This is a genomic window from Actinoplanes sp. NPDC051475 (assembly GCF_040689425.1).
Classification (GTDB): Bacteria; Actinomycetota; Actinomycetes; order Mycobacteriales; family Micromonosporaceae; genus Actinoplanes.
In genome coordinates, this window is record NZ_JBFAZZ010000013.1 from 151,726 (window position 1) to 165,607 (window position 13,882).

Genomic DNA, 13,882 nt, shown 5'->3' on the forward strand with positions numbered 1-13,882 from the left:
ACGGATCGGCTACTTCGGCGAGGAAGCGACTCGGGCGACGAGGAACTTCGGGGCCATCTCGCAGTAGCTGTCGGTGAGAAGCTCGGCGATCTCGGTCCAGTCGGTGTCGTCGGCGAGGAAGGCCCCGACGACGTCGCGACCCCAGCCGGCGCGGAAGAACGGGAAGCCGCTGCCGGTCAGGCCGAGCAGGTCGTCGGACGGTACGCGAAATGTCATCAAGGTCGGCGGTTCGCCGGCGATCAGATGCCGGGGGTAGAACAGATTACGTTCAGGGTCCGCGGTGTAGACATGGGCGAATGTCCGTTTGCGGATCCGCCAGCGGACGCCGATCCAGGCCGGCTCCTCGTACGTCTCCGGCAGCCTCCGGCAGATCGGTCGCAGCCGGTCCAGAATCTCCGGTGGCACGTCTCCAGGGGCGGACATGGGCCGACAGTACCGGCCGCCGGCGAACCTCGGTCGACCGCTTTCCTGAAGTGCGATTCTGGGTCCCCCGCAACAAGACCGTCGCCTCCGGGCGGTGCAGGATGGCTGCGGTCGCGGCCGGCGGTCAGCACTCCTCTCATCAGACCCCTTCGAGGTTGCCGACGGTCCCGGTGGCGTCGGGCGAGTCGCATGCGGCTGAGGCGGCACGCTCACCCAGTGGGCCGTAGCGCCGCCCGAGCCCGTGGTCGGCCGGCGATCGCGGATCAGGACGCGCTGATTCAATTCGGCATACAGCCCGCAAATCGCGTCCGGGTATTCCTGGGCGCGACCGGACCGCGCAATCAGGTACGCAGCTTGTCGTAGCCGTAGTGGGCTGGGTCGATCTCGTCATATCGATGAAGTTGCTCTAGCGTGTTGCCAACCGTTCACACTCTGTCCTCCCACAATGAGGGTCACCCACCTACCGTCCGTGGGTCGGCTCGCGCTCGTGGGAGTCGTGTCATTCAATTTGGAGGTCGGGTCCGTTGTCCCCTGCGCTCATGAGGCGTTCAACAATCGGGGCCGTTGCAGTGTCGTTGTCCGTTGTCGGGGTCGCCGCACCGGCGTTCGCCGACACGGCCGGCACCGGCCTGGTCATCACCGAGGTCTACGTCAACGGCGGCTCGTCCGGAGCCACATACAGCAACAAGTTCGTCGAGCTCTTCAACCCCACCGCGAGCGCGATCTCGCTGGCCGGGGACTCCCTGCAGTACCGGGCCGCGACGAGTACCGGTACGCCGGCCGGCTCGCAGGTGTTCGCGCTGTCCGGGTCGGTGGCCGCGCACGGCCACTTCCTCGTCCAGTTGCCGGGTAACGGCGCGAGCACCAACCCGGGTGCCGCGCTGCCCGCGCCTGACCTGAACACCGGCGCCAGTGTCAATCCGGGGGGCGCTGGTGGCACCCTCTACCTGGCCGCGAGCGCTTCGGGCGTACTGCCCACGGACACCGCGGTCATCGACCGGATCGGCTGGGGCACCAGTAACGCGCCGGAGGGCACGGCAGCCGCCGGTAATTCGCTCGTGCTGAGCTATCAGCGCGCTGCGTCCGGCCTGGACACCGACAACAACGGCGCGGACTTCACGGCGGCCGCGCCCACGCCGCAGAACTCGTCGGACGGCGGCACGACGCCGCCGGTGTCCGTCACGGTGACCAGCCCCGGTACGCAGAACGCGACGGCCGGCACGGCGATCACGCCGCTCACGATGAAGGCCGCGGGCGGGACCACGCCGTACACGTGGAAAGCGGTTGATCTCCCCGCCGGTCTGACGATCTCGGACGCGGGGGTCGTCTCGGGGACCCCGACCACCGCCGGTACGTCGAAGGTGACCGTGACCGCGACGGACGCGGCCGGGGTGAGCGGTTCGGCGACGTTCGACTTCCAGGTGGCCGCGCCCGCCGTGGCCGTGACGATCGCCGCGCTCCAGGGCACCAACACCGACACCTCGCCGTATGCGGGCCAGGCCGTCACCACCGAGGGCGTCGTGACCGCCGCCTACCCGGCCGGCGGCTTGAACGGCTTCTTCCTAGAGACCGGCGGCGCGGGCGGTGACGACGCCACGCCGGGCGCCTCGGACGCGGTATTCGTGTTCGGCTCGCAGGCTGCCGCGCAGGTCGCCGTGGGCGACTCGGTACGGGTGACCGGCAAGGTCGCCGAGTTCCAGGGCGAAACCGAGATCACCGCTCCGGCCGTGACGAAGCGCGACACGCCGCTGCCGGCAGTGCAGGCGGGCATGCTGCCGTGGTCGCAGCTCACGACGGACGCTCAGAAGGAGGCCCACGAGGGTGAGCTGATCACGCCGCAGGGCGCCTTCACCGTGACCGACAACTACGACGCGAACTTCTACGGCTCGTTCACGCTGGCCGCCGGCGACAAGCCGCTGCGCCAGCCGACCGATGCCGGGCGGGCCGGCAGCGCCGAGGCGCAGGCCGCGGTCGCCGACAACGCCGCGCGCACGATCACTCTCGACGACGCGGCGAGCTTGAACTACAGCACGAGCGCCAACAACGGCCGCCCGCTGCCGTGGCTCACCCCGGACAACCCGGTCAGCGTCGGTTCGAAGGTGGAGTTCCACCAGCCGGTCGTGCTCGACTACCGGTTCTCGCTGTGGAACTTCCAGCCGACCGCGCAGGTCACCGGCGACGGCTCGGCGGTGGCGACGTTCAGCGACACGCGCACCGGCAACCAGAAGCCGGCCGCGCTTGCTGGCAACGGCCACCTGGCCACGTTCAACGTCGAGAACTACTTCCCGATGACCGGTGAACGGTACGTCGCCGCGGGCCTGGGCACGTGCACGTACTACAACGACCGGGCGGGCAACCACATCGGCGTGAACACCTGCACCGGCAAGGACGGCGGCTCAGGACCGCGCGGCGCGGCCGACGCGGCCAGCTTCGCCCGTCAGCAGTCGAAGATCGTCACCGGCGTCAACCGGCTCGGCGCGAGCATCGTCTCGTTGGAGGAGGTCGAGAACTCGGTCAAGTTCGGCGAGCCGCGCGACACCGCGCTCGCCGGCCTGGTCGACGCCCTCAACACCGCCGCCGGCTCGGCGGTGTGGTCGTACGTGCCGTCGCCGGCCGCCGACCAGCTGCCGCCGCTGAACCAGCAGGACGTCATCCGCACCGCGTTCATCTACAAGAAGGCGGAGGTCGCCCCGGTCGGCCCGTCGGTCGTGCTGACCACCGAGTCGGACCCCGGCGAGCCGTTCTCGATCGCCCGTCAGCCGATGGCGCAGGGCTTCAAGAAGGCCGGCGCCGGAGACGGGGACGCCTTCCTCGTCGTCGCCAACCACTGGAAGTCGAAGGGCAGCGGCACCCCGCTGTACCCCGGTGACGTCGAGGACAAGTCGTCACCGGCGGCCGATCAGGGCGCGTTCAACGAGACCCGGGTGCACGAGGCCGAGGCCGTGATCACGTTCGCCGCAAAGACGGCGGACACCCTGCGCACCAACCGGATCTTCCTGCTCGGCGACTTCAACGCCTACACCCACGAGGACCCGATCGAGAAACTGTACGCGGCCGGCTACACCGATCTCGCCGGTGCCTTCGACGTGGACGAGCACACGTACATGTACAACGGTCTCGCGGGCTCGATCGACCATGTGTTCGCCAGCCCGGCCGCCAAGGCCATGGTCACCGGCGCCGACGTGTGGGAGATCAACGCGCAGGAGGCGGTGGCGTTCGCGTACAGCCGCTACAACTACAACGCGACGCTGCTGTTCAACGGCAACGACCCGTTCGCCGCGTCCGACCACGACCCGGAGATCGTCGGCCTGAATCTGCCCTCGACCCCCGCCTGGAACGCCAAGAAGATCTACAAAACCGGCGACCTCGTCAGCTACGACGGTTCGACGTGGCGCGCCCTCTGGTGGACGACCCTCCTCCCGCCCGGCTCCCCGTACGGCGCCTGGGAAGAGATCGCCGTCATCTCGGACGGCACCGCAGTGTGGACGCCCTCGCGCGTCTTCGTGGCCGGTGACACCGCCGTCTACCAGGGCAAGAAGTATGTCGCCCGGTGGTGGAACCGCAACGAGAAGCCGACGAGCTCCGGTCCCCACGGGCCCTGGAAGCCCGTCGCGTAGCGCGACACGTCACCGATTCGGGCCGCCTTCGCTCAGCGGGGGCGGCCCGGAAACGTGGACCCGGATGGTGTCGGCGCCGTCGGCGCCCGGCGTGTTCGTGAATCCGAACCAGGGCATCAGTGCTGACGGCGGCCCCACGGTCCGGTGATGGCGAAGACGTAGCCCGGCCTCCCAGCGTAGGGATGCCAGCAGAACCATTCGTCCAAGACATTACATTGAGATGTCCTGACAAAGGAGACGGTCGATGTAAGTTCGCAGTGTCGGCCGGACCCGCGCGAGCCGGAGGTGCACGGCTTCGCGGCCAGAATCCGTTGTCCCGGACGCATTGTTGACCGCGCGAGCGACCCGACCGGCTGCTTCGGTCAGTGGGCGGCCGCCACCGGCTGAGCCGAAGTGTCAACGGGTAACGACCACGGCCGGACCACTGCGGCCAGCACGAGGTTGGCGGCGAGCATGCCCCCGGCGATGACAAGGCCCATGCTGACCGCGCCGGTCCCCAGCACCCCGACCAGCGGTGCCGCCAGCGCACCCACTCCGAATTGGACCGCCCCCAGGAGCGCAGCCGCCGTTCCGGCCGCCTCCCCGTGGCGGGACAGCGCAAGCGCCGGGGCGTTGGGAAACGCCAGGCCCGCGGAGGCCAGGACGACCCACAGCGGCACCAAGATCCCGACGAGGCCGCCGAAGTCCGTGAGCGCAAAGATCAGCAGGACGACTCCCGCCACCGCGCCGACCGCCAAGGCGGTGACGAGGATGCGGGACGGGCTCCAGTACCGGAGCAGGCGGACGTTCAGTTGGGTGGCTGTGATCAGGCCGACCGCGCCGGCGCCGAAGACGAAGCCGAATTGCTGTTCTGTCAGGCCGTACTCGTCTTGGAAGACGAAGGACGAGCCTGCCACGTATGCGAACAGCGCCGCCATCGTCAGGCCCGCCACGATGATGAGGCCGAGGTACACCCGGTCGGTGAACAGTCTGCCGTAGTCGCGGATGGTGCCGGCGAATCCGCCGTTGCGGCGGCGGTCTGCGGGCAGTGTCTCGGGCAGCACCAGTGCGGTCACGGTCAGGATCGCGATGCCGAAGAGCGTGAGTACGACGAAGACGCCACGCCATGACGTCCAGGTGAGGGTGACGCCGCCCAGGGTCGGGGCGAGGATCGGGGCTGCGCCCATGACCAGCATGAGCCGGGAGAGGAGCTTGGCCGCCGCGAAACCGGTGAAGAGGTCGCGGACGATGGCCATGGCGACGACCGTGGCCGCCGCGGCGCCGAGGCCCTGGAGGACGCGCAGGGTGCCGAGGATCGCCAGGTTGGGTGCGATCACGCAGAGCACCGACGCGAGGATGTGCACCGCGATGCCGGCGAGCAGGGGAGTGCGCCGCCCGAGGGCATCGGACACCGGGCCGACCAGCAGCTGGCCGAGCGCCAGGCCGGCCAGCGTGCCGGTCAGGGTCAGCTGCACGGCCGCGGCGGTTGTCTGCAGCTCCGCCGTGATGGTGGGCAGGGACGGCAGGTACATGTCGATCGTGAGCGGGGCCAGCGCGATGAGGAAGCCGAGCACGAGGACCAGCCGGAGCGGTTCGCGGGAGGGCGAGGTTGCCGGGTCGGCCGTCGGTGCTGCGAGGCGTTCTGGCGCCTGCGTCATGAGGAATCCCATTCGAATCGTCTTGCCGGTCCCCGTACGGCGACCGGCACAAGTACGACAAGTTGGGTGGCTCACCCATGATTCCCCGGGAGGCGAAGACGTGGGGGCCGTCACGCATGACGGCCCCCACGCACGTCAGAACGGGGTCAGGACGATTCCGGCCTGCCGCGGGTCGCCGTCGTGCACCAGCGACTCCTGGTTCTGCACGTCGTCGAACGCGAACGCGTACGCCTTCCCGTCCGCCATCTGGTCGTGGATGACCCGGGCGTAGACGTTCGCCGGGTCGCCCTTGTAGAAGTCCGCCGCCTGGCCGCTCGGCTGGGTGTCGAGCCTGCCCAGCGTGGTGCGCTGCACGGCCGCGCAGAGCGTACGGGCGATCGGGCCGACGACCAGGTCGTTCGGGGCGCCCAGGGCACCGTCGCAGCCCCACACGTTGGCCGTCGACGGCTTGGTGAACGACGCCACCACCCGGCCCGAGCTGTCCGTGAAGTTCATGACCGATCCGCTGGTGCGGCCGAAGAACTTGGTGTTCGGGCGGTCGCCGAACGGCACCACGGTCAGGGTCTTGGTGGCGTACGCGTTCCAGGCTCGGTTGATGTACGGGTCCAGGTACGTGGCGCTCATCAGGCCCGCGTCCGCCGCCTTGCCGGGGGCGAGCACGCGCAGCACCGTACCGTCGGAACGGGTCTGGACGCTCTTGGCGAAGTCGGGCTGGGACTTGAGGGTGTTGATCACCTTCTGCCGGCCTCCCGCCTTGAGCTCACCCGTCTTCCGGGTCACGCCGTCGCCGCCTTGGACGCTGACGATGTGCGGGACCGCGAACATGTCGACCTGGGAGCTGTTCAGGAACAGGCCCGAGTCGTTGAGGGTGAACTCGCTCCAGTCGAACAGGATGTCCTTGTTCGGGTCGCCGCCGGCCCACGGCGCGGGCTGGACCAGGCCGTCGTTGCTGAGCCGGAAGTCGAGCTTCCTGCCGAACGCCATGTAGATCCGGCCGGAGAGGTTCTTCGGGATCCTGATCGTGGTGCTGGCGCCGGTGCGCGGTCCAGGGATGGACACGTCCGGGGCGGCCACCGGTGTGGCCGCGCCGCCGCTCCACGGGGTGAATGTGCCGCCGGCGTCGACGTGGCCGAGCTTGCCGGTGGTCAGGTTGACGCCGAGGACGTAGAGGTGGACGGCCTCCGGGCGACCGGTGTTGTTGGTGACCTTCACGGGCAGCAGGTTGCCCGCCGGCGGGGGCTTCGGATTGTCCGCCGGCGGCGTCGTGGGTGCCGTGGTCGGCGCCTTGGTGGTGGGCGCCGTGGTAGGGGTGACCGAGGGTCTGGTCGGTGCGGGCCGGGTGGGCGCGGTGGCCGTACCCGTGCAGGGTCTGCCGTTGATCTTGCAGTTCAGGGGTGTGCCGCCGGAGCCGATGAAGCCGAACGACACCTTGCCGTCGACCGCGACGGAGCCGTTCCAGGGGCGGTTGGTGAACGTACGGTGCCGGCCGGACGCCACCATGTCGGCTTCCCAGAAGCTGCCGACGGTGGCCCTCGCGGGCAGGTCGAACTCGACCTTCCACGACGTCAAGACCTTCGGGCCACCGTTGGTGATCGTGACGGTGCCCTGCCAGCCCGTGCCCCAGTCGGAGGCCTTGCTGAAGACCGCCGTCGTCGCGGCTGCGGACGCCGGCATGGCGATCCAGGCGGTCCCGGCCGCCGCCAGCACGGCGGCCACGGAGAGGATGAGTGTTCGCTTGCGGCGCATCGGACGATTATTGGCGAGGCGCGGTCACCGGGCCGTTCATCGAGGAAAGATTAAAGTTCTCTTCATGGAAAAGCGCCGCCCACCGGCCGTGGAATGCGTGGCCGGCGGGCGATAACACTTTCTCGTAAAAAGATTCTATGAGCGCCGCCACTTTTGATTGGCGGTGCCGGCGCAGTCCCACAACTGCAGCAGTGCGCCGTCGTTGCCGTTCCAGTCCTTGATGTCGACGCACTTGTTGGCCTGCGGGTTCACCAGGTCACCGGCCGCCGAGAGGACGAACTGCTGGGCCGGGTTGCCGCTGCAGCCGACGATCTGGATCGCCGCGCCGTTCGCGGTCGAGCCCCAGGCGACGTCCATGCACTTGTTGTTCGAGGTCTGCAGTGTGCCGTTCACGAAAGTCCACTTCTGGGCGCCCGTGTTGTTGCAACCGTACATCTGCAGTTGTACGCCGTCGGAGAAGTTCGAGTTCGGTACGTCGATGCACTTGTTGTTCCAGTTGCTGACCACCGAACCGGAGCTGCCGCCCCCGCCGCTGGTGGTCAATGACAGCCCGTAGACGCCGAGGATCTCGTTGACCGGCTGGAACCACATCGTGCCGCCCGAGGTGCAGTTGCCGGTACCGCCGGAGGTGACGCCCTGCGCCTGGTTGCCGGTGATCCAGGAGCCGCCGGAGTCGCCCGGTTCGGCGCAGGCGTTGCTGCGGGCGAGGCCGGAGACGGCGCCCTGCGCGTACACGACGGTCTCGTTGCGTCCGAGGATCGTGCCGCAGCGCCATCCGGTGGTGCGGCCCGAGCGGCAGACCGAGCTGCCGACCGCCGCCTCCTGCGAACCGGTGACCACCACGTTGCCGCCCGAGTAGTTGTTGACCCACGGCTGCGGCGTCCAGTTGCCGTTGGTACGGATCCACGAGTAGTCGTTGCCGGGGAACGACGAGCCGGCGAAGGTGCCCTGGGCCACGTTGTTGTAGCCGAGGGTCGGGCTGTTCACGCCGCCGCAATGGCCGGCGCTGACGAAGCCGCCCGCGACGGAGAAGCCCACCGAGCACAGGGTGTTGCCGTTGATGACGTACTGGTCGCCGCCGCGGATGTCGTACACGGGCCGTGGCTGCTCCGCGACCGCCACGACGGTGACCGCGCCGGCGCCGCTGTCGGCGGCGAACTTCCGGGCCTGCGCCGCCGCCCCCGGCTTCGCCATCACGACGACGCTGTTGGTCGCGGTGTCGACGTACCAGCCGCGGACGGCGGTGCCGCGGGCCTCGGCCGCGTGGTGGTCGAGCTTGGCGCGGGCCGCGGCGAGGTCGCGGTCGCTACGGTCGACGATGACGGGTACGGCGCCGGCCGCGCGAATCTGTGCGGCGCGGGCGGCGTCGGTGGTGGCGACGGTGAGGCGGTCGGCGCCGGTGGGGATCCAGGCGCCGGCGAACGTGGCGCCGAGCAGGGCTTGCAGCCGCTTCTCGACGACGGGTGCCGCGGCCTCGGTGGCGAGGCGGCCGGCGATCTGGTCGTCGGTCAGGTGGAGGTCGCGGCGCAGGGCCTCGACCATGCCGGGCGCCATGTCGAACCGGGGCGCGGCGGTGGGTACGGCGGGTGCGGGTGTCTCGGCGGCGAGGCCGGGAGCGGGTATGAGACCGACGAAGGCCAGAGCGAAGGCGGTGGCGCCGATCGCCTGGAGGGAACGGGACATGGGGGGAGTCCTTCCGCTGATCAGGGGAATCGCGGGAGGAGAGCGCTCTCCATATCGAAGTGTTTCGATTGTTGACAACGCTGTCAAGAAACTTTCACAATTCGCGGACCCGGTACCGGTTCCGAGGGCGCTCGCCGTCGTCCCGCCGACGTGGAAGGCTGAACGCATGGGAATGGTCAAGGTCGTCGGGCTCGTCCTGCATCCCCGCCGCGACTGCGGCGCGGCGATCGATGCGATCGTGCAGTGGGCGCAGGCGCGCAACGTGACCGTGCTCGGCGTGCATGACGAGATCACCCGGATCGACTGCGAGGCGGTCGCGGTCTCCGCCGAGGAAATGGTCGACCGGGCCGGGCTGCTGGTCAGCCTTGGCGGCGACGGCACGATGCTGCGGACCATGCGGCTGGTCGAGGGCCGCAAGACCCCGGTGCTCGGTGTCAACGTCGGGCGCCTCGGCTTCCTCGCCGAGGTCGACCTGCCCGACCTGCCCGGCGCGCTTTCGATGATCGACGAGCACCAGTTCACGGTCGAATCGCGTACGGCGGTGCGCACGGTGCTCCCCGACGGCAGGGAGGTGTCGGCGTTCAACGACATCGCGCTGGTACGGGTGCCCGGCGACGGCCTCGCCCACATCGGCATCAACGTCGAGGGCAGCAACTTCGTGCGGTACGCGGCCGATGCGGTGATCGTCGCAACACCGACCGGGTCGACGGCGTACAGCTTCTCGGCGGGCGGCCCGATCGTGTCGCCCAACGTGGAGGGCATCCTGGTGAGCGCCTCCGCGGCGCACTCCTCGTTCAACCGCTCGCTGATGCTCTCGCCCGACGAGCAGCTCGAGCTCGAGGTGGCGGCGACCAGCGGCCGCCTCGCCATCGAGGTCGACGGCATCATCCAGGGGTACGCCGGCGCCGGCGACCACCTGAGGATCATCCCCGTGCCGGCCGCCGCCCAGGTCATCCGCTTCGGCCGGACCTCGTTCTACGAGCGGGCCCGGCGCAAGCTGCGGGTCGAGGGCAGCGCCCAGGTGAGCGGTGGCGACCCGGGCGACGCGGTGGTCGTCGACAGCTTCGAGCAGTCCCGCTACGAGATCGTGCTGGGCGGCGAGGTCGCCGGCGTCCTGCACTACCGCCGCCAGGGCGAGCGGATCGAGCTCGCCCACACCGAGATCGACCAGGCCTTCGAGGGTCGCGGCCTGGCCGGCCGGCTGGCCTCGGCCGCCCTGGAGGACGCCCGCCGCCGGTCCACCCCGGTGCTGGTCACCTGCCCGTTCGTGACCGGGTACGTGGAGCGCCACCCCGAATTCAGCGATGTGCTCGACACGGGAGGAACACCCTCATGACCGGTTCCGTCTGCACGCACCTCGACCAGGCCGCGGACGTCACGCCGTCCGGCGACGGCTGCGTGGAATGCCTGGCCGCCGGCGGCCGCTGGGTGCACCTGCGCGTCTGCATGACCTGCGGCCACGTCGGCTGCTGCGACTCGTCGCCCGGCAAGCACGCCACCGCGCACTTCCACGCCGAGGACCATCCGCTCGTGCAGTCGTACGAGCCGGGTGAGGACTGGTGGTGGTGCTTCCAGGACGAAGTGGCGTTCAAGGTCGCCGACTCCCCGACATTTACCTACGGCTGAGGATACATATGGGACATCCCGCCATCCTGACCGTCGACGACGACCCCTCGGTGTCCCGGGCCATCGCCCGCGACCTGCGCCGCCGCTACGGCGAGAAATACCGGATCATCCGCGCCTCCTCGGCCGCCGACGCCCTGGATGCCCTGCGCGACATCAAGCTGCGCGGCGGCCGGGTCGCCGTCATGCTCGCCGACTACCGGATGCCGCAGATGAACGGCATCGAGTTCCTGGAACAGGGGATGGACCTCTTCCCGAACGCCCGCCGGGCGCTGCTGACCGCGTACGCCGACACCGACGCCGCGATCCAGGCGATCAACGTGGTGGACGTCGACCACTACCTGCTCAAGCCCTGGGATCCGCCCGAGGAGAAGCTCTACCCGGTCATCGACGCGCTGCTCGACGCCTGGCAGGCCACCGGCGACCGCGAACTCGAGGACATCCGCGTCGTCGGGCACCGGTGGAGCGAGCCGTCGTACCAGATCCGGGACTTCCTGGCGCGCAACCTGGTGCCGTACCGATGGCTCGGTGCGGACGAGCCGGAGGGGCGCCGCCTGCTCGAGGCGGCCGGGGTCGGCCCCGAGTCCATCCCGCTCGTGGTCACCGCCGACGGCCGGGCGCTGGCCCGGCCGACCCCGCCGGAGCTGGCCGAGGCCGCCGGCCTGTCCACCGCGCCCAACCGCGACTTCTACGACCTGATCATCGTCGGCGGCGGCCCGGCCGGGCTCGGTGCCGCGGTGTACGGCGCCTCCGAGGGCCTCAAGACGCTGCTCGTGGAGCGGCAGGCGGTCGGCGGCCAGGCCGGGCAGAGCTCCCGGATCGAGAACTACCTCGGCTTTCCCGACGGCATCTCCGGCGCCCAGCTGACCGACCGGGCCCGCCGGCAGGCCGGCAAGTTCGAGGCCGAGGTGCTCAACACCCGGGAGGTCACCGGGCTGCGCCCGGACGGCTCGGCGCGCACGCTGACGTTCGCCGACGGCGGCGAGGTGTCGGCGCATTCCGTCGTGCTGGCCACCGGCGTCGCGTACCGTCCGCTGGTCGCAGACGGTGTCGCCGACCTGACCGGATCCGGCGTCTACTACGGCTCCGCCTCGACCGAGGGCCCGTCGTGCGCGGGCAACGACGTCTACATCGTCGGCGGCGCGAACTCCGCCGGTCAGGCCGCGCTCTTCTTCTCCCGGTACGCCCGCAGCGTCACCCTGCTGGTCCGCGGCGACTCGCTCGAGGCGTCGATGTCGTACTACCTCATCCAGCAGCTCAACGGCATCGACAACGTGCAGGTGCGGACCCGCTGCGAGGTGGTCGGCGCGCACGGCGACGGGCACCTGCAGGCGCTCACGATCTGCGACAGCAAGAACGGCCTCAAGACGACCGTCGAGTGCGGCTACCTCTTCGTCTTCATCGGGGCGGAGCCGCGTACGGACTGGCTCGGCGACGCGGTGGCGCGCGACGAGAAGGGCTTCGTCTACACCGGCCCGGATCTGTTGACGAACGGCACACGGCCGCGGGGATGGGATCGGGACCGGGATCCGTTCTACCTGGAGTGCAGTGTTCCCGGCATTTTCGCGGCCGGCGACGTCCGGGCCAACTCGGTCAAACGGGTGGCCTCGGCGGTCGGCGAGGGCGCGATGGCCGTCACGCTGGTCCATCGGTACCTGGAGGCACAGTGATGAGTGACGTCGAGGAGATCCGCCTGCAGCCCTGCGAACCCGGCAAGCTGACGCCCGCCGAGCTCCGCACGCTGTTCCTCTTCGAGAAGCTGACCGACGAGCAGCTCGCGTGGATCGCCGACCACGGCTGCACCATGCACGCCCCGGCCGGCTCGCTCGTGCTCCGCGAGGGCGACCCGGCGGAGTCGTTCTTCGTCCTGCTCAGCGGCACGATCGCGCTCTCCCGCCGGGTGGGTCAGGACGACGTGCAGACCACGCGTACGGAGCAACGCGGCGTGTACATGGGCGCGACCCAGGCGTACATCCGCGACGAGGGCGTCGAACGCAAGTACATGGCGACCATGCGCGCTCTCGACGACGCAGACTTCTTCATGCTCTCCGCGGCCGAGTTCGGCTGGATGATGCGCGAGTGGTTCCCCATGGCGATCCACCTGCTCGAAGGCCTCACCCTGGGCATGCGCAGCACGCAGGCGGCGATCAGCGAGCGCCAGCGGCTGATGGCTCTGGGCGCGCTGTCGGCCGGGCTGATGCACGAGCTGAACAACCCGGCCGCGGCCGCCTCCCGAGCCACCGGCGCGCTGCGTCAGCGGGTCGCCGGCATGCGGCACAAGCTGGGCATGCTCGCCCACGGCAAGGTCGACCCGGACCGCCTCGACGCGCTGGTGGAGCTGCAGGAGGAGGTCATCGAGAAGGCCGCCAAGGCGCCTGCGCTGACCGCCATGCAGGCCGCCGACCGCGAGGACGAGCTCGGCGACTGGATGGACGAGCGCAACGTCACCGGCGGCTGGGACCTGGCCCCGGTCTTCGCCCAGGGCGGCCTGGACGTCCAGTGCCTCGACGACATCGAGGCCAAGGTGGGCACGCGCGAGCTGCTCGACCAGGCCATCCACTGGATCGGGTACGCGCTGGAGACCGAGCAGCTGATGAGCGACATCGAGGACGCCACCGGCCGCGTCTCCTCCCTGGTGTCGGCCGCGAAGCAGTACTCGCAGCTCGACCGGGCCGCGCACCAGTGGATCGACGTGCACACCGGCCTGGACAGCACGCTGGTCATGCTGGGCCACAAGATCGGCACCGGCGTCAAGATCGTCAAGGACTACGACCGTACGTTGCCCCAGGTGCCGGCCCACCCGGCCGAGCTCAACCAGGTCTGGACCAACATCATCGACAACGCGGTGCAGGCGATGAACGGCGCGGGCACGCTCACCATCCGTACCTTCCGCGAGGACGACCACGTCATCGTCTCCATCGGTGACACCGGCCCCGGCGTCCCCGAGGAGCTGCGCAAGCGGGTGTTCGAGCCGTTCTTCACCACGAAGGCGGTCGGCGAGGGCACCGGGCTGGGCCTCGACATCTCGTACCGGATCGTGGTCAGCGGCCACGGCGGGGACATCGTCCTGCAGTCGAAGCCGGGCGACACCCGGTTCCTGGTCAAACTGCCGCTCGCGGAGCCAGCCTCACGCTGAGTGCTCGCCCGGCAACG

Annotated in this window: 9 protein-coding genes; 5 read left to right on the forward strand and 4 right to left on the reverse strand. The window is 69.8% G+C overall.

Translation table 11 applies throughout. The features are described 5' to 3' along the window. Positions 1 to 9: 9 nt before the first annotated feature. Positions 10 to 423, reverse strand: coding sequence for an MmcQ/YjbR family DNA-binding protein (locus tag AB0368_RS25980; protein WP_366156566.1), 414 nt, complete (start codon positions 421 to 423; stop codon positions 10 to 12). A 569-nt stretch (positions 424 to 992) separates the two neighbouring features. On the opposite strand from AB0368_RS25980, the gene AB0368_RS25985 reads away from it, so the two are divergent. Further along, on the forward strand, positions 993 to 4,040 hold the full coding sequence (locus AB0368_RS25985) for an ExeM/NucH family extracellular endonuclease (protein WP_366156567.1): 3,048 nt from the start codon (positions 993 to 995) through the stop codon (positions 4,038 to 4,040). Between the two features lie 362 nt (positions 4,041 to 4,402). On the opposite strand, the gene AB0368_RS25990 is transcribed toward AB0368_RS25985, so the two are convergent. The 3 genes from AB0368_RS25990 to AB0368_RS26000 all read right to left on the reverse strand — a co-directional run bounded on the left by AB0368_RS25990 (position 4,403) and on the right by AB0368_RS26000 (position 9,106). Beyond that, entirely contained in the window at positions 4,403 to 5,677 is a 1,275-nt protein-coding gene (locus AB0368_RS25990) for a multidrug effflux MFS transporter (RefSeq protein WP_366156568.1), read from the reverse strand. 135 nt (positions 5,678 to 5,812) lie between these two features. After that, positions 5,813 to 7,423: a beta-1,3-glucanase family protein gene (locus AB0368_RS25995; protein WP_366156569.1), complete on the reverse strand. Its 1,611-nt coding sequence runs from the start codon at positions 7,421 to 7,423 to the stop codon at positions 5,813 to 5,815. 135 nt (positions 7,424 to 7,558) lie between these two features. Next, the gene (locus AB0368_RS26000; protein WP_366156570.1) at positions 7,559 to 9,106 is read right to left on the reverse strand and encodes a ricin-type beta-trefoil lectin domain protein; all 1,548 of its coding nucleotides are present in this window, start codon (positions 9,104 to 9,106) and stop codon (positions 7,559 to 7,561) included. Between the two features lie 166 nt (positions 9,107 to 9,272). Between AB0368_RS26000 and AB0368_RS26005 the strand changes: the two genes are divergently transcribed. Genes AB0368_RS26005 through AB0368_RS26020 form a run of 4 tightly spaced genes read left to right on the forward strand, consistent with a single transcriptional unit; the run spans position 9,273 to position 13,865 of the window. Next, positions 9,273 to 10,442, forward strand: coding sequence for an NAD(+)/NADH kinase (locus AB0368_RS26005; RefSeq protein ID WP_366156571.1), 1,170 nt, complete (start codon positions 9,273 to 9,275; stop codon positions 10,440 to 10,442). After that, positions 10,439 to 10,732, forward strand: a complete 294-nt coding sequence (locus AB0368_RS26010; protein WP_366156572.1) for a UBP-type zinc finger domain-containing protein — start codon at positions 10,439 to 10,441, stop codon at positions 10,730 to 10,732. Before AB0368_RS26005 ends, AB0368_RS26010 begins: the two co-directional genes overlap by 4 nt. Positions 10,733 to 10,740: 8 nt before the next feature. Next, a complete protein-coding gene (locus AB0368_RS26015) occupies positions 10,741 to 12,399 on the forward strand; it encodes an FAD-dependent oxidoreductase (RefSeq protein WP_366156573.1) in 1,659 nt (552 codons plus the stop codon). Further along, entirely contained in the window at positions 12,399 to 13,865 is a 1,467-nt protein-coding gene (locus AB0368_RS26020) for an ATP-binding protein (protein ID WP_366156574.1), read from the forward strand. Before AB0368_RS26015 ends, AB0368_RS26020 begins: the two co-directional genes overlap by 1 nt. Positions 13,866 to 13,882 lie beyond the last annotated feature (17 nt).

Coding starts and splice junctions, on each gene's coding strand:
- AB0368_RS25980 (WP_366156566.1), bottom strand. CDS start 423: ATGTCCGCCCCTGGAGACGTGCCACCGGAGATTCTGGACCGGCTGCGA.
- AB0368_RS25990 (WP_366156568.1), bottom strand. CDS start 5,677: ATGACGCAGGCGCCAGAACGCCTCGCAGCACCGACGGCCGACCCGGCA.
- AB0368_RS25995 (WP_366156569.1), bottom strand. CDS start 7,423: ATGCGCCGCAAGCGAACACTCATCCTCTCCGTGGCCGCCGTGCTGGCG.
- AB0368_RS26000 (WP_366156570.1), bottom strand. CDS start 9,106: ATGTCCCGTTCCCTCCAGGCGATCGGCGCCACCGCCTTCGCTCTGGCC.
- AB0368_RS26005 (WP_366156571.1), top strand. CDS start 9,273: ATGGGAATGGTCAAGGTCGTCGGGCTCGTCCTGCATCCCCGCCGCGAC.
- AB0368_RS26010 (WP_366156572.1), top strand. CDS start 10,439: ATGACCGGTTCCGTCTGCACGCACCTCGACCAGGCCGCGGACGTCACG.
- AB0368_RS26015 (WP_366156573.1), top strand. CDS start 10,741: ATGGGACATCCCGCCATCCTGACCGTCGACGACGACCCCTCGGTGTCC.
- AB0368_RS26020 (WP_366156574.1), top strand. CDS start 12,399: ATGAGTGACGTCGAGGAGATCCGCCTGCAGCCCTGCGAACCCGGCAAG.